The following is a 24,117-nucleotide window of genomic DNA, read 5'->3' as shown; positions in this document are numbered from 1 at the left end:
CACTCGCTCCTCCTGTTGTGACCCTCACCGCATCTGCGGCGCAGAGCACCCCCGCTCCGGTTCGACCTCGTCGGACATGGGTGGGGGTGCTCATCGGCGTCTGCCTCGTCATCCTCGCGATCATCAGCCTCTTCGTCGGCGTCTCCGATGTCTCCCCGATCTCCCTGCTCGAGGGCGGCGCGGACAGCACCTCGGCCTTCCTGCTGTTCGCCAGCCGTGTCCCTCGCACTGTCGCGGTGCTGCTCGTGGGGGCATCGCTCGGCATCGCCGGGCTCATCATGCAGATGCTAGTGCGCAACAAGTTCGTCGAGCCCGGAACGACGGGAGTCACCGAGTTCGCCACCTTCGGCATGCTTCTCGTGATGATCTTCGTGCCCGGAATGGCACTGCTCGGCAAGATGGGCGTCGCTGCCGCCTTCGGACTGCTCGGCACCTGGGTGTTCCTGCAGGTCGTGAAGGCCGTGCCGGTGCGTCAGCTCGTGCTGGTGCCGCTGGTGGGCATCATGCTCGGCGGCGTCGTCGCGGCCGTCACCGCCTTCTTCGCCTACCGACTCGATCTGATGCAGTCGCTCAGCACCTGGGCACAGGGCAGCTTCGCGTCGATCATGCAGGGACGATACGAGTTCTTGTGGATCGCCGGCGCCATGGTCATCGTCGCCTGGCTCGCGGCCGACCGTTTCAGCGTCATCGGCCTCGGCGAGGAGTTCGCCACGAACCTGGGACTCGACTACCGCAAGGTGGTCGCCGTGGGCATGGTCATCATCGCCATCATCACCGCCGCGGTGCTCGTGACCGCCGGCGTCATCCCCTTCCTCGGACTGGTCGTCCCGAACGTCGTCAGCCTCATCATCGGCGACAACGTGCGCCGCGCCATCCCGTGGGTCGCCGGGCTCGGCGCCGTCTTCGTGCTCGCCTGCGATCTCATCGCCAGAGTGGTCCGATTCCCCTACGAGATGCCGCTGTCGGTCATCGTCGGCGTCATCGGCGCTGGGCTCTTCCTCTGGCTGCTGCTGCGGAGGGGAAGCCGTGCTCACTGATTCCCTCACATCCACCTCTTCGCCTTCGCGCGTCGGCGTGCGGGCACGCATCCGGTCGGCCTGGGCGAAGCCGCAGGTGCGGATCGCTGTCCTCATCGTCATCGTGTTCGCGCTGGTGGCCGTGTATCTCTTCACCGACATCCCCGGTTCGCTGCTGTTCGCGCTCAAGGTACGCAGTCTCACGGTCATCGCGATGCTCGTGGTCGCCACCGCGGTCGGCGTCTCGACCGTGGTGTTCCACACCATCACCCAGAACCGCATCCTCACCCCGTCGATCATGGGATTCGATGCGTTCTACATGCTGATCTCCACGATCATCGTGTTCTTCTTCGGATCCGCGTCCTTCCTCGGCGCCGATGAATTCGTCCTGTGGATCGTGCAGGTCGTCGTCATGGTCGCTTTCAGCGTCTTTCTTTTCACCTGGCTGTTCGGAGGCAAGCGACGCTCGCTGCACCTCATGCTGCTGGTCGGCATCGTGCTGGGCACGTTCTTCCGCGGGTTCACGGAACTGATGCAGCGGATGCTGGACCCGTTGGACTTCCAGATCCTCTCGGATGCCATGTTCGCCTCGCTGACCAGGCCCGACCCGATGCTGCTCACGTTCACCGCCGTGCTCGTCGGCCTCGGCGTCATCGCCGTCATCCCGCTGATGCACACGCTGGACGTGCTGACGCTGGGCGAGCCGGTCGCGGTCGGGCTGGGAGTGAACCACAAGCGGGCGGTCATGGCACTGTTCGCGATCGTGTCGATCATGATCGCGGCATCCACCGCACTTGCCGGCCCGATCCTGTTCTTCGGCCTGATCGTCGCGAACCTCGCCTACTCCTACGCGGGCACCTTCCGGCATTCCTGGACGTTGCCAGCGGCGGCGCTGATCGGCGTCGGCTGCCTGCTGCTGGCGCAGATCGTGCTCGAGCAGATCTGCGGCTTCGGCGGCAGTCTGTCGATGGTCATCGAGTTCGCCGGCGGCCTGTTCTTTCTCTATCTCGTCCTTCGAAAGGGGGCGCGATGATCGCGCTCGAAGGCGCCACCAAGCGCTATCACTCCCAGACGGTCCTCGACGACGTCACCATCACGCTCGGAGACGAGGGGGTGACCGCGCTGATCGGCCCGAACGGCGCCGGCAAATCGACCATGTTCGGTCTGATCGGACGTCTCATTAAGCCGGATGCCGGCACCGTCTCCGTTGACGGCATGGATGTATCCGTCGCGCCGTCGCACGAGCTGGCGAAGATTCTCGCGGTGCTGCGTCAGGACAACCACATCGCCGCGCGGCTCACCGTGCACGACCTGGTCGAGTTCGGACGGTTTCCGCATTCACGCGGCCGACTCACGGTCGATGACCGCACACACATCGATCGAGCGATCGACTATCTCGCCCTGAACGATTTCCGCGACCGGTTCGTCGATGAGCTCTCCGGCGGGCAGCGCCAGCGTGCCTTCATCGCCATGGTGCTCGCGCAGGACACCAAATACGTGCTCCTCGATGAGCCGCTCAACAACCTCGACCTCAAGCATATGACCGAGATCATGAAGCTCGTCAGGCGGATGGCCGATGAGCTGGGGAAGCGAGTGATCGTCGTGCTGCACGACATCAACTTCGCGGCGACCTACGCCGACCGCATCGTCGCGATGCGAGACGGGCGCATCGTGGCGGATGCCCCGGCGGACGCGATCATGCGGCCCGAGGTGCTGGAGGAGGTCTACGGAACCACCGTGGACGTGCGAGAGATCGATGGTCAGCGCATCGCGCTCTACTACTCCTAGATCTCGATTCCGTTGGACTCGTCGTTCACCCCGGTGTTACCGCCCTTGCGCGATTCGACCGCGATGAGCCACACGAGTGAGACGACGGCGGCGAGCAGCAGCCCGAGCCAGACGTTCTGCAGGATGAGTCCGATCACCACTCCCAGCACGACGAGGACGATCGTGCCGCCGAGCCAACTCCAGCGCTGCTTCTTCGATGCCGCCATGGCCCCAGCATAGATGGCCGGCACCGCCCGTCAGCGTCGTCGGTGGTCTTCCGGCGCGAGGCGCGGGCCGCGCCGCGCTTCGATCAGACCGCTCGCGAGGATGAGGCGGATGACGCGGTGACGGTGGCCCGTCCAAGGCTCGAGGAGTTCCAGCATCCCGTCGTCGTCGACGCGTGCACCGGTCAGCGCGTAGCCGACCTGGTGCGCGAGATGGTAGTCGCCGACGCTCACGGCATCCGGATCACCCAGGGCGCGGCTGCGCGTCTCGGATGACGTCCATGCGCCGATGCCGGGAAGGCTGGTGAGGATGCGGTCGCGCTCTTCGCCGGTGCGCGCCGCGAGCACGACGTCGCTGATCCGCTGGCCGCGTTCGGCGGCGCGCACGATCGCCCTGGACTGCGGGGGTTCGACGCCGGCGCGGTGCCAGGCCCACGAAGGGATCAGGCGCCACCCCTCGATCGTCGGCGGCGCGAACATCGGCCTGGGCGTCGGACCAGGGGCGCGTTCACCGAAGCGGGTGATGAGCGTGCGCCATGCGCCGAAGGCCTGGAAAGACGTGACCTTCTGCTCGATCACCGAGCTGGCGAGGGCATCGAAGACGAGATCGGTGCGGGTCAGGCGCGAGCCGATCGTGCGGCGGGCGACGTCAGCGAGGTGCGGATGCCCCGCTGCGGACAGGCTCGACACGTCGAACCCGCTCGCATCGTCGTCGGCACCGCAGAGCGCGGGCAGTTGCGCGAGTGCCCATTCCGCTCCCGGACCCCACGCGGTTGCATGGATCCCATCGCTGCTCTGCCGCAGCGCGAGGGTCGCAACTCCCTCGGGAGTGCGGCTCGCGCGCCACAGCGTCATGCCGTCGACCAGCATCGTCGGATCCTTGGGCCCGCGCATGAGCACGCCGACCGTACGGAACAGGTTCAGTGGGTGCGCGGGGCGGTACACAGTGGCGCGCGGCGGGGTCGTCGCGGGTGCTGCGGGTGCGGCATCCGCTGTCGTCGTCATGCGAACACCCTACGTCGGACGCCTGACACTGCGCGGTTGGCGACGCGAATCGCCGCAGGCCCCTCAGAAGCGGTCGGGCGAAGGCGTGCCGTGGCCGTAGCGGATGACGACATCGGCGTGACGGTCGAAGCGGTAGCCGACGCCGCGGACGGTGCGCACGATGTCCTCGTAGCGGCCGAGCTTGGCGCGAAGGCGACGCACGTGCACGTCGATCGTGCGCTCGCCGGGGGTCTCGTCATCCGGCGACTGCCAGAGCGCGCCGACCAGTTCGGTGCGCTCGATCGTGCGTCCCTCGCGGAGTACGAGGTACTGCAGCAGTTCGAACTCCTTGTACGTGAACGCCGCCGAGTCACCGTCGATCAGTACGCGCTTGCGGGAGATGTCGACGGTGACGCCGTAGTCCTCGTCCTTCTCCTCTTCCTCCGCGGCCTTGGTGCGGGCGATCGCACCTGGTTCCTGCAGGGCGAGGCGCACGACGTCGAGGTCGCGTCCGCCCGAGCCGTGCGGCGCGAGGGCGACGGTGGCGTGGGTCTCGGCGCCGGGGGCGAGTTCGGCGAGTGTGCGGCGGAGGGCGTCGACGAGCAGCGGCAGGCTGACGCCTGCTTCGGCGGCCTTGATCTCATCGAGTCCGACGTAGAGGGCGAAGCCGCGCGGTGAGCGGGTCGCGGGAAGATCGGCGGGTGCGGCAGATGCCTGCTCGATGAGCGGCGGAACAGCACGGAGATGAGGGGCGCGGGTGGCAGAACGCTCGAGGGTTGCGATGTTCGACATGATGATGGGTTCCTTGCGAAGGGTGAGCCGATACGGCTCGGATGTGTTGCGTGAATGACCGAGAAGGCCGGGAACGAGCACGCAGGTGGGTGCTCGGGCTCCTTCTTCGCAGATCGCGAATACGGGGAGCGTGGCGGGGCGGCTGGGGTCAGCTACACATTCGGCAACACATGCCAACGCAGCCGGGCGTCATCATCCCGGCAGTCCTGTTCGCCTCCTGGGCGGACGAGGGGCGCGCGTTGGTGGTCATGGGTGGATTATTACTGAGAAAGTCGGGTCGTGTCAAAACGTAACCTTGTGTCCGTGTGTGGGCTTACCGTGGAATGATGACTGGTTCGCACATCGTCGACGGCTTCATCCTCACCGATGAGAAGGATGCTTCGCGATACACCCTCACCCGCGACGGGGTGCTCGTGAGCGCTCTCGACTACCGCGACGACGGCAGCACGATCGCCCTGACCAGGGCCTTCACGATCCCGACTTTCCGCGGGAACGGGCATGCGGCGCGAGTCGTCGAGGGCGCGGTCGACGACATCCAGAGCCGCGGCGATCGCAAGGTCGATCCTGTGTGCTGGTATGTCGCCGAGTGGTTCGCGCAGAACCCCGAGCGCACGGGGCTGTTGCGCCGTCGATGACCGCTCCGGCGTGTGACGCTCTGTTACGGATCGTGTCGCACCTGCAAGGATGAGGGCATGAAACTCGCTGAGGCGTTGACCGCCAGAGCAGACCTGCAGCGCCGTATCGAACAGCTGCGCGCCCGCATCACCGCGAACGCCCGCTTTCAGGAGGGCGAGGAGCCGGCGGAAGACGCCGCAGCACTCTTGGGCGAAGCCGAGGAGGCGCTCGGACAGCTGCGCGACCTCATCCGCCGGATCAACAGGACCAACGCCCGCCTCGCGCTCGGCGCAGACGGCACCATGACCGATGCGCTCGCCGCGCGCGATGTGCTGCGCCTGCAGCATTCTCTTCTGGCGGATGCCGCGGCCGCAGCATCCGGTACGAATTCGGGCATGCGGCAGATGCGATCGGAGCTGCGGCAGATCGCCGCGCTGCCCGTCGCGGAACTGCGGGCGGCCGCTGACGGCGTCGCACAGGAGCTTCGCGAGCTGGACAACAGCATCCAGCAGGCGAACTGGACACACGACCTGGAGGAGTAGAGCGGAAGTCGGTAGCCACGACGAGGCGGACACAAGCCCTGCCGGAGGGTCAATTCCGGCTCCTGCAGGGCGGAGGGCAGCCCAGATCTCGCATCGCGCAGCCCCGCACGCCGTACAGGTGAAAGTGCATCTCGCACACTGCATGACCGCGTGTCGATCGTCATGGTGAGGGTGGGTCAGGGGACCTTCCGGCTCGAATCCACAGGAACCCATCCGATACAATGGAACTCTGCTCAGCACCGTTCGCTGAGGCGGTCAGCGCCCAGAACGGTAGCTGGTCCGAGGCTTGAAACCTCCGGCATCCTCATACGACACCGGAGGTTTTTCCATGTCTTCACCCCTGCGCACCCATCCGAAAGCCAAATGGTGGGCGCTCTTCGTCATCTCTTTGACACAGCTCGTCGTCGTCCTCGACGGCACGATCGTCAACATCGCCCTTCCGCAGGCGCAGGCCGCCCTGAACATGGACGATCACCTGCGTCAGTGGGTCGTCACCGCCTATGCACTCTCGTTCGGCGCGCTGCTGCTCCTCGGAGGGCGTGTCGCCGACTACTGGGGCCGTAAGCGCACGTTCATGGTCGGCATGATCGGCTTCGGCCTGGCATCGCTGTACGCCGGCATGGCCGCCGCAGGCTGGGAACTCATTCTCGGACGAGCTCTGCAGGGCGTCTTCGCCGCGATGCTCGCGCCGGCGGCTCTCGCGCTGCTGACCACGCTGTTCCCCTCCGGCAAGGAGCGCAACACGGCCTTCGCCGTGTTCGGCACGGTCGCCGGAGCCGGAGCTGCGGTCGGCATGGTGCTCGGAGGATTCCTCACCGAGTTCCTCGACTGGCGCTGGTGCCTGCTCGTCAACCTGTTCTTCGTGGCGATCGGTCTCATCGGTGGTGCGCTGTTCCTCACGGAGAGCAAGGCCGAGGGCGACAACCGCTACGACATGTGGGGCGCGCTTCTCGTGACCGCGGGTCTCGGAACACTCGTCTATGGCTTCAGCCTCGCGGAGACCGGCTGGGGCAACCCGCTCACCATCACATTCATCGCCCTCGGTGTGATTCTGCTGGCCGTGTTCGTGTGGGTCGAGATGAAGGTGAGCAACCCGCTGCTTCCGCTGCGCGTGGTCACCCACAAGGTTCGCGGTGGCGCGTTCCTCATCCAGGCCGTCGCAGGCAGCGTCATGATCGGCGCGACGCTGTATCTCACGTTCCACCTCCAGATCGTGCTCGGCATGGGCGCGCTGGAGGCCGGCGTCGCGAGCCTGCCGCTGCCGCTAGGCACCATGGTGCTCGCGGGCGTCGCGACCAAGATGCTCGGCAAGATCGGTCCGCGTCCGATGCTCGTCGGCGGACCGCTCGTGGTCGCTGCCGCACTGATCTACCTGTCGTTCATCACACCGGGTGGCAACTACTTCGTCCAAGTCGCCCCGGCTCTGCTCGTCATGGGAATGGGCATGGCGTTCGTCTTCATCCCACTGCAGAACGTCGCGCTCACGGGTGTCGCGCCGCACGACGCGGGTGTCGCCTCAGCGGTGACGAACTCCGCCATGCAGATCGGCGGATCGATCGGACTGTCGGTGTTCACCGCGGTGTATGCCGCCGTGGTCGGTGGACACGCACAGGGTGAGGTCGGACTCGACACTCTCACCGGAGGCTACAGCGGAGTGTTCATCGCGGCAGCGGTCGGCATGGTCGTGGCATCCGTCATCGCCATCACGATGGTGCGCGGGCGCAAGGAGGATCTGCTGCCGCAGGGCGGAGTCGAATCGGAGAGCGCCCCGGTGCTCGTGCACTGATCCTCTGTCGTGCCGCGGCACCTTCGAAACTGGCCTGTGCCCGTCGAAGGATGCCGCGGCACGCCTCGGCGTGAATGTCCGTGACCGTCCGTACGGTGTGAATATGCGAATCCTGCACACCTCCGACTGGCACATCGGCCGCACGTTCCATGGCACCTCGACCATGGATGCGCTGGCCGAGGTGCTGCGTGCGCTGGTCGAGCAGGTGCGTGAGAATGCGGTGGATGCTGTGATCGTCGCAGGTGATGTGTTCGACTCCTCGACGCCCGCCGGCCCGGCATACACGCTGCTCGGCGACACGCTGGTCGCCCTCCATGACACCGGCGCCAAGGTCATCGTCACGAGCGGCAACCACGACTCCGCCGCGCGACTGGGATTCCAAGCGCGTCTGCTGCGCGACGGCATCCATGTCGTCACCGATCCGCGTGCGATCGGTACGCCGGTCACGATCTCCGACTCCGACGGTCCGGTGCACTTCTACGGCATCCCGTACCTCGAACCGGCGATCGTGCGCCAGTACTGGCCAGATCTCGCCCTGCGCACACAGGCGCAGACCATGGCGCACGCGATGGGGCTCGTGCGTGCCGGAATGGCAGCGCACGGCGGACGCTCGGTCGCGATCGCGCACTGCTTCGCCGCCGGGGTCGATGCCACGGCAGGCCTCGAACGCGAAGTGCGACAGGGCGGACTCGATGTCGTGCCGCTCGATGTCTTCGACGGCCCCGATTACGTCGCGCTCGGGCACATCCACGGACGGCAGCAGCTGAGCGACCGTGTCCGTTACGCGGGTGCGCCGCTGCACTACAGCTTCGGCGAGCAGCACAAGGAACGCGGCTCCTGGCTGATCGATCTCGATGCCGCCGGCCTCGCTTCCGTCGAATGGCTGGCGCTGCCGGTGCCGCGCCGACTCGTGACGCTTACGGGAACGCTCGACGAGATTCTCTCCGAGGCGAATGTCGAGGATCACGCCGACGACTGGGTGTGCGCGATCTACACCGACGTGCTGCCGCAGGCCGAGCCGATGCGGCGGCTGAAGGAGCGCTTCCCGCACTGCGCGATGGTGCAGCACGCTCCGGTCGGTGGTGCCGAGCGCGCGGAGCATTCGTATGCCGAACGCCTGAAGTCCGCAGTCACCGACACCGAGCGCATCGAGGCGTTCCTCGAGCATGTTCGTGCGGGGCAGGGCCCCAGTGAACGCGAGAGCGAGCTCATCCGTGAAGTCCTCGACGAGCGCGTGGCCGCCGAGGCACTCGTCTAGTGCGCCTCCACCGTCTCGAGATCGAGGGATTCGGTCCGTTCCTCGATCGACAGCTCGTCGACTTCGACGGCTTCGCCGACGACGGCATCTTCCTGATCGCCGGTCGAACCGGAGCGGGCAAGTCGAGCATTCTGGATGCCGTCTGCTTCGGCCTTTATGGCGGGGTTCCGCGGTACGAGAGCGGTGACAAGCGACTGCGCAGCGACTACTGCGCTCCTGAGGACGTCAGCGAAGTCGTCGTCGAGTTCAGTACGACAGCCGGTCGGTTCCGTGTCACGCGTTCGCCGGAGTACCAGCGTCCGGCGAAGCGCGGTGGCGGGCTCACGAAGCAGGCTTCGGCGGTCGCGCTCGACGAATGGATCGACGAGGGATGGGTAGGCCGGGCGGCCCGCGCGGTCGACGTCGGGAATGAGCTCGACGAGATCCTGCAGCTGAGCAGAGAACAGTTCCTGCAGGTGATCCTGCTCGCCCAGAACCGTTTCGCCCGCTTCCTGCTCGCCGACAGCAAGGAACGCCAGGCACTGCTGCGCCGACTGTTCGGTACCGAGCGCTTCGACGACGTGCAGTCGCGGTTCGACGAGCGGCGCCGGGCTGCCGAGAACGCCCTCGCCGGTCGCCTCGCCACGGTGATGGCACGTGTGGAGGAGGCCGAACGCGTCGTCACGATTGCGACGTTGTGGGGAGATCGCTCGGCTGATGACGAGGCGGCGCCCGCGGCGTCCGGTTCCGGCGGCACGGAAACTCGGCTCGAGGCGCTGCGCCTGGCGCTCACCCGCGCTGAGTATCAGGCCGAGCGCCGCGTCGCCGAACAGGACGGCGCCGAGAAGTCGCTCGCCATAGCGGATGCCGCACTCGTCGCGGCACGCGAAGAGAAGAAGGCTCAGCAGGAGCGCGATCGCGCACGCGCTGCGCTCGAAGCACTCGATGCCGAGGAACCGCAGATCATCGAGGCGCGACAGTCGCTCGAGCGCGCGCGGGCTGCCGAGGCGCTGCGCGCCACGATCAAGGCCACGACACATGCGGAGGACGCGCGGACGGCGGCTGCTGCCGCCGAGGAGACGGCGCGGTCGGCGTGGGAGGCGACAGGCGCAGACCTGCCGGACCTGATGGCGGACTCGCGCGACGACGAGTCAGGCGGCGATGCCGTCGCACTGCTGGAGGCCTGGGCCGCCGATCGTACCCGGGAAAGCGGTGCGTGGGCGCGTGCCGCCGAGCTGGAAGCCGCGGCTCCCGCACTGGCCGCAGAACTCGCGTCCGCCGAGAAGCAGGTCGCCACAGCATCCGAGCGCGTCGACGCAAGCGAGACAGAACGCGCTGCTCTGCCGGCCATGCTCGCCGAGCTGACAGGGCAGCGTGACGAGACCAGGCGCCTCGCCGACCGTGTCGATGATCTCGCGCGTTCCCACGACGCAGCGAAGGCGAGGCGCGACGCCGCTGTCGAGAGCGCGCGGCTCAGCGGTGAACTGGAGACCGCCGAGCGTCGACTTTCCGAAGCCAGCACTGCTCTGGCCGCCGCCCAGAACGAACTCGCCGAACTGCGTCGTCGACGCCTCGACGGCTTTGCCGGAGAGTTCGCGACGGCTCTTGTCGACGGCGAACCCTGTGCGGTGTGCGGATCGACATCGCATCCCGCACCCGCCACGCACACCGACCCCGTCTCGGCAGACGACATCGAGTCGGCCGAGGCGGTTCGAGATGCCGCGACCGAGGCAGAACGCGATGCCGCAGAACGATTCGCCACGGTGCGTGCAGAGCTCGCCGCAGCGGGGGCTCGCGCAGAGAAGCGCACGATTGAAGCGGCGGAATCCGAGGTCAACGCAGCCGCGGTCGCTCATGCCGACACGGTAGCGGCGGCCGCCGCACTGCCCGCACTTGACGCCCGGCTGTCGGAGGCGGACGCACGCGCGGTGCAGCTCGAGAACGAGCGCACGGAATCCGCCGCCGCGCTCGCCGCCGCGCGCGAGTCGCTCGCATTGATCGAACAACGCAGCCGCGAGGCGCAGGAGTCGATCGCCGACGGCCGCGGTGCATTCGGCTCCGTGCGGGAGCGTCTGGCCTCGGCGGAGGCGCAGATCGAAGCCGCACAGGCACTGGCTGCTGCCCTCGCCGAGCATGCCCGACGCACAACAGCGCTGATCGAGACACAGACAGAGCAACAGGCTGCCCTCGCCGCCTCCGATTTCGACGATGCCACGGCCGTGCAGCAGGCCCTGCGTTCATCCGCCGAGCAGGCAGAGCTCGATTCGCGCATCACTGCGCACAGCGTGCAGCGTGCGAAAGAGCGTGCGACCCTGCTCGAACTCGAACTGCGCACACTCCCCGAAGACCCGATCGACCTGGCGCCCGCGGAGCAGACGGCGGCCGAGGCTCGTGCGGCCTGGAAGTCAGCCGTCGACACCGCCAACCGTGCGCAGAGCACGGCTGAGCAGCTTGCGGGACTCATCGACTCCGCCGCAACCGAGCACGCGCGCAGCGCCGACCAGCAGGCCGAGTACGAGATCATCCGCGCTCTGGCCGACACGATCGCCGGCCGTGCGGGTAACACCCACAAGATGACACTCGAGACGTTCGTGCTCGCGGCGGAGCTGGAGGAGATCGTCCAGGCAGCGAACCGCCGCCTCGGCGACATGTCGACGGGGCGGTATCAGTTGCAGCACTCGGATGCGCTTGCGGCTCGGGGCGCAGCATCCGGTCTCGGCATCGTCGTATTCGACGCGTTCACGGGGCAGACCAGGCCCGCACAGTCGCTGTCGGGAGGGGAGACGTTCCTCAGCTCACTGGCCCTCGCGCTCGGCCTGGCCGAGGTCGTGACGGCGCGCGCCGGCGGCATCCAGCTCGACACTCTTTTCATCGACGAAGGATTCGGATCCCTCGACGCCGACACCCTCGACGTCGCGATGCGCACGCTCGACGAACTGCGCTCCGGCGGTCGAACCGTCGGGATCATCAGCCACGTCGAGTCGATGCAGGAGCAGATCCCGGCACAGCTCGTGGTCGAGCAGACCGAGAACGGCCCCAGCCGCATCCGCACCTGAGCCCCGGTTTCGACTCTTCGCTGCGCTCATCGCTCAACCCGTTTCGTCTCGCCTTCGGCTCGCTCAACGTCTCGCGAAGGTGCCGATGAGACTGCTACCACCGCGGGTCGTTGAGCGCAGGCGCGGAGCGCCGGAGCCGAAACGGGTTGAGCGAGCGTCAGCGAGTCGAAACCTTCGCCGAGCCCGCTGCCTCAAGCGTGCGCGGGGCTCCAGGCCGAGACATCGTCGAGCGCGCGCAGCTCTTCGTCCGACAGCTCGAGCTTCGCGCCGGCGAGCAGATCCGCCACCTGCTCGACCCGCGACGCGCTCGCGATCGGCGCGGCAACGGTCGGCTGCGACCGCAGCCATGCCAGCGACACCGACGTGATCGACGCCCCGTGCGCTGCGGCAATACTCTCCAGTTCGTCGATGATCCGCAGTCCGTGCGGGGTCGCATACTTGGCGGCTCCGCCGGCGCGTGCGGACTCCACCGCGGAAGCATCCGTCGAACGGTACTTCCCGGTCAGGAAGCCGCTCGCCAGCGCGTAGTACGGCACGAGGCTCAGTCCGAACTCCTCAGCGACCGGCACGATGCTCTCCTCGACATCGTTGCGATGCACGAGGTTGTAGTGCGGCTGTACGGCGACAGGAACGGCGGTTCCGGCATCCTGCGCAAGTGATATCCAGGAGCGGATGCGGCCCGCGGAGTAGTTGGAGACGGCGGTGTGCCGCACCAGGCCGTCGGTCACGAGCTGACCGAACGCCGCGACGGTCTCCTCGAGCGGCGTCTCGGCGTCGTCGAAGTGCGCGTAGTACAGATCGATCGTGTCGACGCCGAGCCGCTTGAGCGATGCCTCGGCGGCGGCGCGGACGTTCTTGGCGGACAGCCCCTTGAACTGCGGGTGGGAGCTGACCTTCGTCGCGATCGTGATGTCAGACGGCTTACGATCGGCGAGCCACTCGCCGACGATCGTCTCGCTCTCGCCACCGCTGTTGCCGGGCACCCAGGCGCTGTAGCCGTCGGCGGTGTCGATGAAGTCCCCACCGCCTGTTGTGAATGCGTCGAGGATCTCGAATGAGGAGTCGCGGTCGGCTGTCCAGCCGAACACATTGCCGCCGAGGGCGAGGGGGAACACGTCGAGGTCGCTGCTGCCGAGAAGAGTCATGAGGCTCGCTTTCTGTCGTCTGTTCCAGTCAAGCCGATGTGCGCCGGACATATTCCATCCGTGTCACAGGCGCGTAACAGTCAAGGTGGATACTGGACGCATGACGCTTCAGCAGGAGATCGCTCAGACACTCGGAGTGCACGCCGAGATCGACCCGGCCGTCGAGATCGAACGCCGCGTGCAGTTCCTCGTCGACTACCTGACCAAGGCCGGCGCGAAGGGATTCGTGCTCGGGATCTCGGGAGGGCAGGACTCGACGCTCGCCGGCCGGCTCGCGCAGCTCGCGGTCGAACGCGTGCGCTCCGCCGGCGGAGAGGCGGACTTCATCGCCGTGCGCCTGCCGTACAAGGTGCAGCACGACGCGGAAGACGCGACCGCCGCGCTCGGCTTCATCGCCCCGGATCGCACGGTCGAGGTGAACATCCAGAACGGCGTCGACGGCGTCGAGAAGGACATCGAGCAGGCGGCAGGCGCCGACATCACCGACTTCAACCGCGGCAACATCAAGGCCCGCATCCGCATGGTCACGCAGTACGCGCTCGCCGGACACGACGGACATCTGGTCATCGGCACCGACCATGCCGCCGAGGCCGTGACGGGCTTCTACACGAAGTTCGGCGACGGCGCCGCCGATATCCTGCCTCTTTCCGGCCTCACCAAACGCCAGGGCAAGGCGCTGCTGCGCGCGCTGGAAGCCCCGGAGCGGCTGTGGATGAAGATTCCCACCGCCGACCTTCTCGATGACCAGCCCGGACGCGCCGACGAGGACGAACTCGGCCTCACCTACGAGCAGATCGACGACTATCTCGAGGGCAAGCCGGTGGATGCTGCGGCCGCGGCACGCCTGGAGGGAAAGTACCTCGCCACTCAGCACAAGCGACACCTTCCGGTCGTACCCGACGACGACTGGTGGCGCTGAGGGCACTGCCCGCGGCCCCGCTACGCGGGGCGTTGGGCTGGCGACTGCTACGCGGGGCGTTGAGCGAGCCGTAGGCGAGACGAAACGGGTTGAGCGAGCGCAGCGAGTCGAAGCCTCGAAGCACCCGCAGCATCCGCTGTCTGAGCCCCCGGCTACGCTCGAAACATGCGGATCGACACTCAGGCGCAGCGCGTCATCTTCAGCGCCAGCGACCTGAAGGCGGCCGCCGAGTGCGAGTTCGCGTGGTCCCGTGCGATCGACGCGAAGCTGGGTCGCGTCCCTGTGGTCATCGAGCCTGAAGACGCCACGCTGGCGCGTGCGGCGAAGCTCGGTGATCTGCACGAGGTGAAGGTCCTCGAGGCCTATCGCGAGCGCTTCGGCGCGGATGCTGTGCACGAGGTCGCCAAGGTGTCGTCCGCCGCGGCATCGTCCCTCGCCGCGGTCGTCGCAGAGACCGGGGCCGCGCTGCGCTCCGACGCGAAGGTACTCTTCCAAGCAGCGTTCTCCACCGACGAGTTCGTCGGTTTCGCCGACTTCCTGCTGCGAGAAGACGACGGAACCTGGCGCGTTCAGGACTCCAAGCTCGCCAGGACGGCGCGCGTCACCGCTCTCATGCAGCTCGCGGCATATGTCGATCAGCTCGACGGGCTCGGCATCCCTCGCTCCGACTGGGTGGATCTCATCCTCGGTGATGGAACCATCAGCACCCACGCCGTCGATGACCTGCTGCCGTTGTTCCATGTGCGCCGTGCGCGGCTGCGCGCGCTGATCGCCGACCGGCGGGTCGAGACAGGTGCCGACGGCGAGGCGCTCGCTTGGGGCGATGACCGCGGCGACCTCGAGATCGTCGCCTGCGGGCGCTGCGCCACGTGCACCGAGCAGGTGGATGCGCATCGTGATCTGCTCATGGTCGCCCGGATGCGTCCCGTGCAGCGCGCCCGTCTGCGGGCCGCCGGCATCGAGACGATCGAGGACCTCGCCGCAGCTGTCGCCGCCCCGGCAGGCATGAACGTCGACACCTTCGAGTCGCTTCGCGCACAGGCGCGCTTGCAGTTGCGTGCCGATGCCGATGACGCGCCGACGTTCGACGTCTATCACCCCGGCGCCATTCACACGCTGCCCCGGCCGAGTCGTGGAGACATCTTCTTCGACTTCGAAGGCGACCCGCTCTACACCGAGCCGGCGGCCGATGGCCACGCGCAGTGGGGCATCGACTACCTGTTCGGCTGGGTCGACAACGAAGACCAGTACACGCCACTGTGGGCTCACACGTTCGCCGACGAGAAGATCGCGCTCGGGCAGTTCCTCGACTTCGTCGATGCGCGCCGCGCCGCTCATCCCGACATGCACATCTACCACTACGCACCGTACGAGACCTCGCATCTCGTCGCGATGGCCGCCCGCTACGGCATCCGTGAGTCTGACGTCGACAGGCTGCTCCGCGAGGGCGTGTTCGTCGACCTCTATCCGCTCGTGCTGCGCACCGTGCGCGTCGGCTCGCGCTCCTATTCGATCAAGAAGCTCGAACCGCTGTACATGGGCGAAGAGGTTCGCACCAGTGACGTGCAGAAGGGCGACGACTCGATCGTGCAGTACGTGGCCGCCCGTGCCCTCGCCGAGGCGGGGGAGAGCGCCGAGGCGGAATCCGTGCTCGCCGACCTCGCCGACTACAACCGCTACGACTGTGTCTCCACCCGGCGGCTGCGTAACTGGCTCATCGAGATCGCGAAGCAGAAGGGCGTGAGCCCTGCGCCACCCGACGAGACCGAAGAACTCGTCTACGAACCGTCGCACCGATCCGTCTCGCTGCTCGCAGATGCTGAACAAGACGTCGAAGCGGGAGGCGACGGCGAGGTGCATCGCGTCGCGGCGGCCGCGATCGATTACTACCCGCGCGAGGCGAAGAGCTTCTGGGTGGGGCATTTCCAGCGTCTGCGCGAGCCGGTGTCGATGTGGGATCAGACCCGCGACGTGGTCCGGGTGGATACCGGACAGAGCGCTCTTCGCCGCGATTGGAGCGTCGAAGAGGGCCGCCGCGTCGCCTCACGCGAGATCGAGATCCGTGGTGAGATCTCACCCGGCACCACGCTCGGCGAGGGCGCCAACCCCTTCGCGCTGTACCCGTTCCCGGCGCCGTTCGATGTCGAGGCGCCGTCACGCGCCGTGCATGTCGCACGCGCGGTCACGGTCGGCGAGGTGCTCGACGACGGCTACGTCATCGTCGAGACGGCGGCGGGCGGACAGACCTGGGACGAGTTCCCCGTCGCGCTCACTCCCGCGGCTCCGCCACGTGTGGTGTCGCTGCAGGGTGCGATCGACGAGTGGGCGGATGCCGTGCACGACGCAGCACCGTCGTTCCCTGCGGATGCGGCGACCGACATCCTGCGCCGCATTCCGCCGCGCACGCGGTCGGGGAGCGGGCTGCCTGTGGTGACCGGTGGTGCAGCGGGCGCTGATGGTGGCGTCGACAGGATCGACGCGATCGTGCGGGGTGTGCTCGATCTCGACCGCAGCTATCTCGCGGTGCAGGGCCCTCCCGGCACCGGCAAGACCTATACCGGATCCCGCGTCATCGCCCGGCTCGTCAACGAGTACGGCTACCGGGTCGGCGTCGTGGCGCAGTCGCACGCGATCATCGAGACGCTGCTCGATCGCGTGGTCGCAGACGGAGTACCGCCAGGGCAGGTCGCGAAGGCGCCGAAAGACAAAGACAGCGATCCGAAGTACACCGCGATCCCGAAGACCGGCATGGCGTCGTTCCTCGCCGAGCATGCGGGGCAGGGCGTCGTCGTCGGCGGCACGGCATGGGACTTCAGCAACACCGCTCGCGTCGAACGGGACGGCCTCGATCTGCTCGTGATCGACGAGGCAGGGCAGTTCTCGCTCGCCTCGACGATCGCCGTCGCGGCGGGAGCGAAGAGCCTGCTGCTGCTCGGCGATCCGCAGCAGCTGCCGCAGGTGAGCCAGGGTGCGCATCCGGAGCCGGTCGACACCTCGGCTCTCGGCTGGGTGATGGACGGCGATGCGGTCATCCGCCCCGAATACGGGTACTTCCTCGATCGCAGCTGGCGGATGCATCCGGCGGTCGCCGCGCCGGTGTCGCGGCTGTCGTACGCCGGACAGCTCGCGTCAGCGCCCGGCACCGATCAGCGCGCGGTCGCGGGCATCGAGCCGGGACTGCACGTCATCTCGCTGCGTCATCGCCGCAACGCGACCCAATCGCCGGAGGAGGCCGCCGAAGTCGTGCGGATCGTGCGCGATCTGCTCGGGCGGGAGTTCGCGGAGCCGGATGCCGCGCCGCGCCCTCTGACGGAGGGAGACATCATCGTCGTCGCGCCGTACAACGCGCAGAAGCAGCTGGTGATCGATGCTCTCGCTGCTGCGGGGATGGCCGGTGTCCCCGTCGGCACGGTCGACAACTTCCAGGGCAAGGAAGCAGTGGTCTCGATCACGACGCTCGCGGCGTCCAGTGGCCGGGACGCCCCGCGCGGACCGGAGTTCCTGCTGCTGCAGAACCGCCTGAACGTCGCGATCTCACGCGCACAGGTGGCGGCGTACCTGATCCACTCGCCGGCCCTGCTCGACGACCTGCCCCGCACACCTGAAGGCGTCGCGCGGATGAGTGCCTTCGCCCGACTGGTCGGCGCCGATCAGGACTGAGCAGCCGATCAGGACTGAGCAGCCGATCAGGACTGAGCACGGGTCTGCGGCTGAGTGGACGTCATGACCGGACGTATCGGGAAGCAAGGAGTATCAGTGCACACGATCGACGACATTCTGCGGGCATCCGCCGCGTGGGTGTGGTTCCCGCGCGACAGCGAGCAGGAGAGGGACCACCTGCAGCTGGTGCGCTACCCGCAGCGCTTCGGCGGCGGCGTGCGCGGCTCGCGGGTGGAATCCACCGCCGACGCCGCCGACGTGCTCGAGCACGCCGTCGCGCGCACGAGAGCATGGGGCGAATCGCAGCTCACTTTCTGGACGAACGCCTCGGACCAGCCGGATCTCGAAGACGAGCTTCGCCGACAGGGTGCGGAGCACATCGACACGGTCACCGTGTTCGCTCTGCCGATCGGCGAGATCGAGATCGATGTGCCGGCAGATGCCACAGCCGAGATCGTGCGAACGCTCGACCAGGTACGCGAGGTCGACTCCATCAACGTGCCCGTCTGGGAACAATCAGCACTCGATGAGGACGGGCTGCAGATCGAGCTGGAAGAAGTCGCGGCAGGGCTTGCCTCGGGAGAGGGGTTCAGGGTTCTCGGCCGCCTCGACGGTGAGGCCGTAAGCACCGGCGGCTGCACGATCGTCGACGGGTTCACACGGCTGTGGGGCGCCGCCACGCTTGAGAGGGCTCGTGGTCGTGGTGCCTACCGGGCCGTGCTGGCGGAGAGGCTGCGTGCGAGCGCCGAACACGGTGCCACGACGGCGCTCGTGAAAGGTCGTGTCGCCACATCAGCGCCGATACTCACCAGAGTGGGATTCGAGAGCTTCGGCGACGAACGCGCCTACCGTCTGAACGTGTCGTAGGCGATCTCAGACCGTGCCGTACAGGCGATCACCCGCATCGCCGAGGCCGGGCACGATGTAGCCCTTCTCGTTGAGCCGCTCGTCCAGCGCGCCGAGCACGAGAGTCACATCCCGATCGCCGACCATCTTCTCGATGGCCTCGACGCCCTCAGGCGTACCGAGCAGGCAGATCGCCGTGACATCCTGCGCGCCGCGCTTGAAGAGGAACTCGATCGCCGCGCCGAGTGATCCGCCCGTGGCGAGCATCGGATCGATCGCGAAGCACTGGCGGTCGCTGAGGTCGTCGGGGAGGCGCTCGGCGTAGGTCGTCGGCTCGAACGTCGTCTCGTCGCGCACCATGCCGAGGAATCCGACCTCTGCGGTGGGGAGGAGCTTGACCATGCCCTCCAGCATCCCGAGTCCGGCGCGCAGGATCGGGACGACGATCGGGCGCGGCTCGGAGATCTTCACGCCCATGGTGGTGGTCACGGGGGTGGTGATCTCGACCGGTGACACCTTGACGTTGCGCGTCGCCTCATAGGCGAGCAGCGTCACCAGCTCTTCGGTCAGTTGCCGGAAGACCGGCGAGGGTGTGCGCACATCGCGCAGCACCGTGAGCTTGTGGGTGATGAGGGGGTGGTCCGCCACGTGAACACGCATAGGTCAAGGGTAATGCGTCACGCGGTCGGATCCGGATGCTCGATGTCGAGCCGCACGCGCTGAGCGGCGAATCGTGTGACGAGGTGCTGCAGAGGCGTGCCATCAGGCAGGGCGTCGAGCGCTTCCGTGACCAGCACGATCGCCCCGGAGTCGAGTCCGAGCAGACCGGACTCCGTGGCAGTGGCGTGCCGAGCAGAGACCACTGTCGACACGCGAACGTAGTCATCGACGCCGCTCGCGCGCAACGCCGCCGTGATCGACGCGGTGCGTCGCAGCGACGCGGCGATGTCAGGGAGGCGAGCGGCGTCGAACCAGCGTGATCCGAGAGCGAACGGCTCGCCGTCGACCGTCCTGAGCGACTCGACGCGCACGGTCATGCCGCCCTCGACGATGCCGAGCCTGCGGGCGATGTGTGCGGGGGCGGGTTCCAGCGCACTCTCGATCACACGGCCGGAGGGCTGATGCCCGTCGCCCAGGCTCGTGGAGAGGCGCGTGCGCATGCCGATGCGGTGCACGTGCACTGCGCTGCTGGTGACGAAGGTGCCGCTGCCCCTGCGTGATTCGATCAGACCATCGGCCGCGAGAGAGGCGAGAGCCTGCCGCGCCGTGTGCCGATTGACGCCGAATCGCGTGGCCAATGCGCTCTCCGGCGGAAGCCGATCGCCGGTCTGCAGCCGACCCTCCGTGATGTCGACACGCAGCTCTTCGGCGATGAGCCGCCACGCGGAGTACCCGGTGGGTCGGGATGTCGTCGCATCACTCACGGCAGCCTCCTCGTGCTCGTTCATGGGAAGTTCACGTGATCGTCGCCGTAGCGACCCGTCTGCCGCTTCCCTTTCCCACATCCTGCCATTAGCGTGATAGTTGTCTAGACCAATAGACAACTATCGAGGAGGCGTGATGGATCGGCACGACGAGACAGGACCGGACGAGGCGGCACGGCGGCGCACCGCACGCGTGCTCGCCAATGCTGCGGAAGTCGACCTTGCCGCGCTCTGGGGTGCATGGCCGGACCAGCCGGAGATCGAGTTCGTCCGCGGCCCCGAGTCGGGACTGGTCATGGCGCAAGGACGCATCGGCGGCACCGGCGACCGGTTCAACGTCGGCGAGGCCACCGTCAGCCGCGCGACCGTCGTCGCACGCGGTTTCGGCCCGGAGACGGTGGGGACCGCGTACGTGCTGGGGAGTCATCCGGAGCACGCGGGTCTCGCCGCGATCTTCGATGCGCTGCTCGCGGGGGACGCGCGCCAACGCGTTCTCGACGAGGTCATCGTGCCGCTCGAGCGGGCACAGGTCGAGCGCGACGCCCGCTCGCGCGCCGACGCCCGCAGCACGGTGGTGGATTTCTTCACCGTCGCGAGGGAGAACTCCGGACCGGACTTCGGTCTCGAAGAGGAGGACGACGAATGACCACGCGAATCGAAGCGCGCACGACTGCCCTGATGTCGGCCGGCGAGCGGCACCTTCCGGGGTTCGCCGATCCGGTGCAGGATGCGCAGCACGTCTTCAGGGCAGTGCTCGGCGCATTCGCGCGTCCGACGCTCCCGCAGTCCCTCGAACCGGGAATGACGGACCGCGTCGCACCGCTGAGTCCCGGCGTGGGAGCGGTGCTTCTGGCGCTGTGCGACGAGCAGACTCCGATCTGGCTCGACCCTGCGCTGAGCGCCTCGGATGATGTGTGCGCCTGGCTGCGCTTCCATACCGGCGTTCGCCTGGTGGATGCTCCCGGTGATGCCCTGTTCGTCGTCGCATCCTCACCGTCGACTGTCCCGCGCCTCGGCGATCTCGCATCCGGAACCGACGAAGAACCGCACCGCTCCGCGACCGTCGTGATCGACGCGACCGGCGCTCGGGGTACCGGCGACTTCGTGGCGACCGGTCCCGGCGTGAACGGCTCGGTCTCGTGGGACGGCGCCGGCCTGCCGTCCGGCTTCCTGGTGCAGTGGCAGGAGAACCATGCGCGCTTCCCGCGCGGCGTCGACCTCATCCTCGTCGCCGATGAATCCGTACGAGCCCTGCCCCGCAGCATCCGTCTGCAGGGCGCCGAGAACAGGAGCGCCTGATGTACGTCGCAGTCAAAGGTGGCGAGAAGGCGATCGCCAACGCGCACGCCCTGCTCGCCCGACGCGGACGCGGCGAGGAATCGTCGTCGCGCGTCGACTACGCGCAGGTGCGTGATCAGTTGGGCGTGCTCGTCTCACGCGTGATGGCAGAGGGCTCGCTCTACGATCCCGACCTCGCGGCGAAGGCTCTGCTGCAGGCGCAGGGCGACGTGCTCGAGGCGGTGACCCTGCTGCGCTCGTATCGCACGACGCTGCCCCGGTTCGGTGTGACCGTCGCGATCGACACCGCCGAGCTGCCGCCTGAGCGGCGCGTCTCCGCGACGTTCAAGGACATCCCCGGCGGCCAGCAGCTCGGCGCCACGTTCGACTACACGCACCGTCTGCTCGCCGACGAACTCGTCGATGGCACGCCTGACGTTCCCGCCACGTCCGAGCCGTCGACAGCCGGTGACGATGCAGGGGATGCCGACACCGATCGGATGCCGCGCGTCACAGACCTGCTCGGCGTAGACGCGCTCATCGAGCCGGATCGCCCGGATGACGAGGACTGGACCGACCCGGATCCGGCCGACCTGACCCGCGAGCCCACCGTCTATCCGATGAGTCGAGCCGAGCGCCTGCAGGCACTGAGCCGAGGGGATGAGGGCTTCCTGCTCTCGCTCGGTTATTCGACCCAGCGCGGCTTCGGGCGCACGCACCCGTTCGTCGGCGAGGTGCGCGTGGGCGAGGTGGAGATCGAGTTCGACGCACCGGAGATCGGGCATCCGGTGCCGATCGGGCGCATCGAGGTGACGGAGTGCCAGATGGTGAGCCAGTTCGTCGGCGGCGCGGATCGTCCAGCGCAGTTCACCCGCGGATACGGACTCGTGTTCGGCCGCGCCGAGCGCAAGGCCATGTCGATGTCTCTCATCGACCGTGCGCTGCGGCACGAGGAGTTCGGAGAGAGGGCCGACGCGCCGGCCCAGGACGAGGAGTTCGTCATCAGTCACGCCGACAACGTGCAGGCGGCGGGGTTCGTGGAGCACCTCAAGCTCCCGCACTACGTCGACTTCCAGGGCGAGTTGGTGCTCATCCGCCGGCTGCATCAAGAGTTCAACGACCGTGTCAGCAAGCGGGCAGCGGAACAGGAGGAGCAGGCATGAGCGAACCGCGCATCGTCTACAACGAGGGCTACCTCGACGAGCAGACCAAGCGCGTCGTGCGCAGAGCGCTGCTGAAGGGTGCAGCCATCCCCGGCTTCCAGGTTCCGTTCGCCTCCCGCGAGGTGCCGATGCCGCGCGGCTGGGGCACCGGCGGAGTGCAGGTCACCGCCTCGATCATCGGTCAGTCCGACACCCTCAAGGTGATCGACCAGGGCGCGGACGACACGACCAACGCCGTGTCGATCCGGCAGTTCTTCGAGAAGGTGGCCGGAGCCGGTGTCACGACGCGCACCGATCACGCGACGATCATCCAGACGCGCCACCGCATCCCGGAGACGCCTCTGGCCGAAGGGCAGATCATCGTCTACCAGGTGCCGATCCCCGAGCCGTTGCGCTTCCTCGAACCTCGTGAGACAGAGACCAGGCGCCTGCACGCGCTCGAGGAGTACGGCCTCATGTACGTCAAGCTCTACGAGGACATCGCCCGATACGGGCACTTCGCGACGACCTACGACTATCCCGTGCTCGTCGGCGGCCGCTACGTGATGGCGCCCTCGCCGATTCCGAGTTTCGACAACGCGAAGATGCACCAGAGTCCGGCCCTGCAGCTGTTCGGCGCCGGACGGGAGAAGCGCATCTACGTGATCCCGCCGTACACCGACGTCGAGAGTCTCGGCTTCGAGGACTTCCCGTTCGAGCCGCAGAGCTTCGACACCCCGTGCGAGATCTGCGAGTCGGAGGGCGTGTACCTCGACGAGGTCATCATGGACGATCGCGGCACCGTGATGTACGTGTGCTCCGACACCGACCACTGCGAGCGGACCGCAGCTGCGAAAGGGGCCCTGCTATGAACGACACCGGCATGAACGACGAACAGCCGCTGCTGAGCGTGACGGACGCCGGGCACGCCTACGGAGACACCTTCGGATGCCGCGGCGTCGACTTCGACCTGTGGCCGGGCGAGGTGCTCGCGATCGTCGGCGAGTCCGGCTCAGGCAAGTCGACTCTGCTCGGGATGCTGTCGCAGCGGCTCAGCATCGACGAGGGGAGCGTGCAGTACCGCACCGCTCCCGACGGCGGTCCGGACCACGCGGCGCAACTCGTCGACCTCTCGACGCTCAGCGAACGCGAAGTGCGCCGACTCTGGCGCACCGAGTGGGGGTTCGTGCACCAGAACGCCACCGACGGGCTGCGCATGCACGTGAGTGCGGGCGGGAACATCGGCGAACCACTCATGGCCAACGGATGGCGTCACTACGGCCGCATCCGTGAGCAGGCCGAGCAGTGGCTCGCCCGCGTCGAGATCCCGGCGCACCGCATCGACGATGCGCCGACCACGTTCTCGGGTGGGATGCGCCAGCGGCTGCAGATCGCGCGCAATCTCGTCTTCGGACCCCGACTGGTGTTCATGGACGAGCCGACCAGCGGGCTCGACGTCTCGGTGCAGGCGCGTCTGCTCGATCTCATCCGCTCGCTCGTGGCGGACCTCGGCCTCGCCGTCGTGATCGTCACGCACGACCTCGCCGTGGCCCGCCTCATCTCACACCGCACGCTCGTGATGAAGGATGGCGTGGTGATCGAGTCCGGGCTGACCGACCGCGTACTGGACGATCCTCAGGCCGCATACACCCAGCTCCTCGTCTCCTCGATCCTCCAGGACTGA

At 67.5% G+C, this 24,117-nt stretch carries 22 protein-coding genes; 16 read left to right on the top strand and 6 right to left on the bottom strand.

The features are described 5' to 3' along the window. The first annotated feature begins 17 nt into the window (after positions 1-17). Genes IEV67_RS16630 through IEV67_RS16620 form a run of 3 tightly spaced genes read left to right on the top strand, consistent with a single transcriptional unit; the run spans position 18 to position 2,804 of the window. Positions 18-1,037, top strand: coding sequence for an ABC transporter permease (locus IEV67_RS16630; protein WP_229703257.1), 1,020 nt, complete (start codon positions 18-20; stop codon positions 1,035-1,037). Further along, positions 1,027-2,049: an iron chelate uptake ABC transporter family permease subunit gene (locus tag IEV67_RS16625; protein ID WP_188437779.1), complete on the top strand. Its 1,023-nt coding sequence runs from the start codon at positions 1,027-1,029 to the stop codon at positions 2,047-2,049. Before IEV67_RS16630 ends, IEV67_RS16625 begins: the two co-directional genes overlap by 11 nt. Then, positions 2,046-2,804, top strand: a complete 759-nt coding sequence (locus IEV67_RS16620; RefSeq protein ID WP_188437777.1) for an iron ABC transporter ATP-binding protein — start codon at positions 2,046-2,048, stop codon at positions 2,802-2,804. The genes IEV67_RS16625 and IEV67_RS16620 overlap by 4 nt, the downstream gene beginning before the upstream one ends. On the opposite strand, the gene IEV67_RS16615 is transcribed toward IEV67_RS16620, so the two are convergent. From IEV67_RS16615 to IEV67_RS16605, 3 genes are all read right to left on the bottom strand, one after another. Next, complete coding sequence (locus tag IEV67_RS16615) at positions 2,801-3,010, bottom strand: hypothetical protein (protein WP_188437775.1); 210 nt, start codon at positions 3,008-3,010, stop codon at positions 2,801-2,803. The genes IEV67_RS16620 and IEV67_RS16615 overlap by 4 nt on opposite strands. A 30-nt stretch (positions 3,011-3,040) precedes the next feature. Beyond that, entirely contained in the window at positions 3,041-4,012 is a 972-nt protein-coding gene (locus IEV67_RS16610) for a DNA-3-methyladenine glycosylase family protein (protein WP_188437773.1), read from the bottom strand. 63 nt (positions 4,013-4,075) lie between these two features. Then, complete coding sequence (locus tag IEV67_RS16605) at positions 4,076-4,783, bottom strand: winged helix-turn-helix domain-containing protein (RefSeq protein ID WP_188437771.1); 708 nt, start codon at positions 4,781-4,783, stop codon at positions 4,076-4,078. Positions 4,784-5,109: 326 nt separating this feature from the next. On the opposite strand from IEV67_RS16605, the gene IEV67_RS16600 reads away from it, so the two are divergent. The 5 genes from IEV67_RS16600 (at position 5,110) to IEV67_RS16580 (ending at position 12,019) form a co-directional block, all read left to right on the top strand. Further along, positions 5,110-5,418, top strand: a complete 309-nt coding sequence (locus IEV67_RS16600; protein ID WP_188437770.1) for a GNAT family N-acetyltransferase — start codon at positions 5,110-5,112, stop codon at positions 5,416-5,418. Between the two features lie 57 nt (positions 5,419-5,475). Then, positions 5,476-5,940 (top strand): DIP1984 family protein, encoded by a 465-nt coding sequence (locus IEV67_RS16595; RefSeq protein WP_188437768.1) that lies wholly within the window; start codon positions 5,476-5,478, stop codon positions 5,938-5,940. Positions 5,941-6,268: 328 nt separating this feature from the next. Next, positions 6,269-7,726: an MFS transporter gene (locus IEV67_RS16590; RefSeq protein WP_188437766.1), complete on the top strand. Its 1,458-nt coding sequence runs from the start codon at positions 6,269-6,271 to the stop codon at positions 7,724-7,726. Between the two features lie 103 nt (positions 7,727-7,829). Continuing rightward, positions 7,830-8,984, top strand: a complete 1,155-nt coding sequence (locus IEV67_RS16585; protein ID WP_188437764.1) for an exonuclease SbcCD subunit D — start codon at positions 7,830-7,832, stop codon at positions 8,982-8,984. Then, positions 8,984-12,019, top strand: coding sequence for an AAA family ATPase (locus IEV67_RS16580; protein WP_188437762.1), 3,036 nt, complete (start codon positions 8,984-8,986; stop codon positions 12,017-12,019). The genes IEV67_RS16585 and IEV67_RS16580 overlap by 1 nt, the downstream gene beginning before the upstream one ends. A 191-nt stretch (positions 12,020-12,210) precedes the next feature. On the opposite strand, the gene IEV67_RS16575 is transcribed toward IEV67_RS16580, so the two are convergent. Continuing rightward, complete coding sequence (locus tag IEV67_RS16575; protein WP_188437760.1) at positions 12,211-13,164, bottom strand: aldo/keto reductase; 954 nt, start codon at positions 13,162-13,164, stop codon at positions 12,211-12,213. 100 nt (positions 13,165-13,264) lie between these two features. Here IEV67_RS16575 and nadE point away from each other — a divergent pair, with 100 nt between their 5' ends. From nadE to IEV67_RS16560, 3 genes are all read left to right on the top strand, one after another. Beyond that, positions 13,265-14,083, top strand: a complete 819-nt coding sequence (gene nadE / locus IEV67_RS16570) for an NAD(+) synthase (protein WP_188437758.1) — start codon at positions 13,265-13,267, stop codon at positions 14,081-14,083. A 165-nt stretch (positions 14,084-14,248) separates the two neighbouring features. After that, entirely contained in the window at positions 14,249-17,743 is a 3,495-nt protein-coding gene (locus IEV67_RS16565) for a TM0106 family RecB-like putative nuclease (protein WP_188437757.1), read from the top strand. A gap of 96 nt (positions 17,744-17,839) precedes the next feature. After that, positions 17,840-18,610, top strand: coding sequence for a hypothetical protein (locus IEV67_RS16560; protein WP_229703255.1), 771 nt, complete (start codon positions 17,840-17,842; stop codon positions 18,608-18,610). Between the two features lie 6 nt (positions 18,611-18,616). Here the strand turns inward: IEV67_RS16560 and upp are convergent, their stop codons facing one another. Together upp and phnF are read right to left on the bottom strand one after the other, a co-directional pair. After that, positions 18,617-19,249, bottom strand: coding sequence for a uracil phosphoribosyltransferase (gene upp, locus IEV67_RS16555; RefSeq protein ID WP_033105138.1), 633 nt, complete (start codon positions 19,247-19,249; stop codon positions 18,617-18,619). A 17-nt stretch (positions 19,250-19,266) separates the two neighbouring features. Further along, entirely contained in the window at positions 19,267-20,013 is a 747-nt protein-coding gene (gene phnF, locus IEV67_RS16550; RefSeq protein ID WP_229703253.1) for a phosphonate metabolism transcriptional regulator PhnF, read from the bottom strand. Positions 20,014-20,149: 136 nt separating this feature from the next. Here phnF and phnG point away from each other — a divergent pair, with 136 nt between their 5' ends. Genes phnG through phnK form a run of 5 tightly spaced genes read left to right on the top strand, consistent with a single transcriptional unit; the run spans position 20,150 to position 24,117 of the window. After that, the gene (gene phnG / locus IEV67_RS16545) at positions 20,150-20,659 is read left to right on the top strand and encodes a phosphonate C-P lyase system protein PhnG (protein ID WP_188437751.1); all 510 of its coding nucleotides are present in this window, start codon (positions 20,150-20,152) and stop codon (positions 20,657-20,659) included. Next, entirely contained in the window at positions 20,656-21,312 is a 657-nt protein-coding gene (gene phnH / locus IEV67_RS16540) for a phosphonate C-P lyase system protein PhnH (RefSeq protein WP_229703252.1), read from the top strand. Before phnG ends, phnH begins: the two co-directional genes overlap by 4 nt. Beyond that, entirely contained in the window at positions 21,312-22,454 is a 1,143-nt protein-coding gene (locus IEV67_RS16535) for a carbon-phosphorus lyase complex subunit (protein WP_188437749.1), read from the top strand. Before phnH ends, IEV67_RS16535 begins: the two co-directional genes overlap by 1 nt. Beyond that, on the top strand, positions 22,451-23,305 hold the full coding sequence (locus IEV67_RS16530) for an alpha-D-ribose 1-methylphosphonate 5-phosphate C-P-lyase PhnJ (RefSeq protein ID WP_188437747.1): 855 nt from the start codon (positions 22,451-22,453) through the stop codon (positions 23,303-23,305). The genes IEV67_RS16535 and IEV67_RS16530 overlap by 4 nt, the downstream gene beginning before the upstream one ends. After that, a complete protein-coding gene (gene phnK / locus IEV67_RS16525) occupies positions 23,302-24,117 on the top strand; it encodes a phosphonate C-P lyase system protein PhnK (protein ID WP_229703250.1) in 816 nt (271 codons plus the stop codon). Before IEV67_RS16530 ends, phnK begins: the two co-directional genes overlap by 4 nt.

This window comes from Microbacterium murale (assembly GCF_014635185.1).
In the GTDB taxonomy this organism is placed as follows: domain Bacteria; phylum Actinomycetota; class Actinomycetes; order Actinomycetales; family Microbacteriaceae; genus Microbacterium; species Microbacterium murale.
This window is presented reverse-complemented; position numbering and strand designations above follow the sequence as displayed.

What these genes read in the sequence shown, in the direction of transcription:
- IEV67_RS16535 (WP_188437749.1), top strand. Translation starts at nt 21,312, where the DNA reads ATGTACGTCGCAGTCAAAGGTGGCGAGAAGGCGATCGCCAACGCGCAC.
- upp (WP_033105138.1), bottom strand. Translation starts at nt 19,249, where the DNA reads ATGCGTGTTCACGTGGCGGACCACCCCCTCATCACCCACAAGCTCACG.
- IEV67_RS16620 (WP_188437777.1), top strand. Translation starts at nt 2,046, where the DNA reads ATGATCGCGCTCGAAGGCGCCACCAAGCGCTATCACTCCCAGACGGTC.
- IEV67_RS16595 (WP_188437768.1), top strand. Translation starts at nt 5,476, where the DNA reads ATGAAACTCGCTGAGGCGTTGACCGCCAGAGCAGACCTGCAGCGCCGT.
- phnH (WP_229703252.1), top strand. Translation starts at nt 20,656, where the DNA reads ATGACCACGCGAATCGAAGCGCGCACGACTGCCCTGATGTCGGCCGGC.
- IEV67_RS16605 (WP_188437771.1), bottom strand. Translation starts at nt 4,783, where the DNA reads ATGTCGAACATCGCAACCCTCGAGCGTTCTGCCACCCGCGCCCCTCAT.
- IEV67_RS16565 (WP_188437757.1), top strand. Translation starts at nt 14,249, where the DNA reads ATGCGGATCGACACTCAGGCGCAGCGCGTCATCTTCAGCGCCAGCGAC.
- IEV67_RS16590 (WP_188437766.1), top strand. Translation starts at nt 6,269, where the DNA reads ATGTCTTCACCCCTGCGCACCCATCCGAAAGCCAAATGGTGGGCGCTC.
- IEV67_RS16615 (WP_188437775.1), bottom strand. Translation starts at nt 3,010, where the DNA reads ATGGCGGCATCGAAGAAGCAGCGCTGGAGTTGGCTCGGCGGCACGATC.
- nadE (WP_188437758.1), top strand. Translation starts at nt 13,265, where the DNA reads ATGACGCTTCAGCAGGAGATCGCTCAGACACTCGGAGTGCACGCCGAG.
- phnG (WP_188437751.1), top strand. Translation starts at nt 20,150, where the DNA reads ATGGATCGGCACGACGAGACAGGACCGGACGAGGCGGCACGGCGGCGC.
- IEV67_RS16610 (WP_188437773.1), bottom strand. Translation starts at nt 4,012, where the DNA reads ATGACGACGACAGCGGATGCCGCACCCGCAGCACCCGCGACGACCCCG.
- IEV67_RS16530 (WP_188437747.1), top strand. Translation starts at nt 22,451, where the DNA reads ATGAGCGAACCGCGCATCGTCTACAACGAGGGCTACCTCGACGAGCAG.
- phnK (WP_229703250.1), top strand. Translation starts at nt 23,302, where the DNA reads ATGAACGACACCGGCATGAACGACGAACAGCCGCTGCTGAGCGTGACG.
- IEV67_RS16575 (WP_188437760.1), bottom strand. Translation starts at nt 13,164, where the DNA reads ATGACTCTTCTCGGCAGCAGCGACCTCGACGTGTTCCCCCTCGCCCTC.
- IEV67_RS16600 (WP_188437770.1), top strand. Translation starts at nt 5,110, where the DNA reads ATGACTGGTTCGCACATCGTCGACGGCTTCATCCTCACCGATGAGAAG.
- IEV67_RS16585 (WP_188437764.1), top strand. Translation starts at nt 7,830, where the DNA reads ATGCGAATCCTGCACACCTCCGACTGGCACATCGGCCGCACGTTCCAT.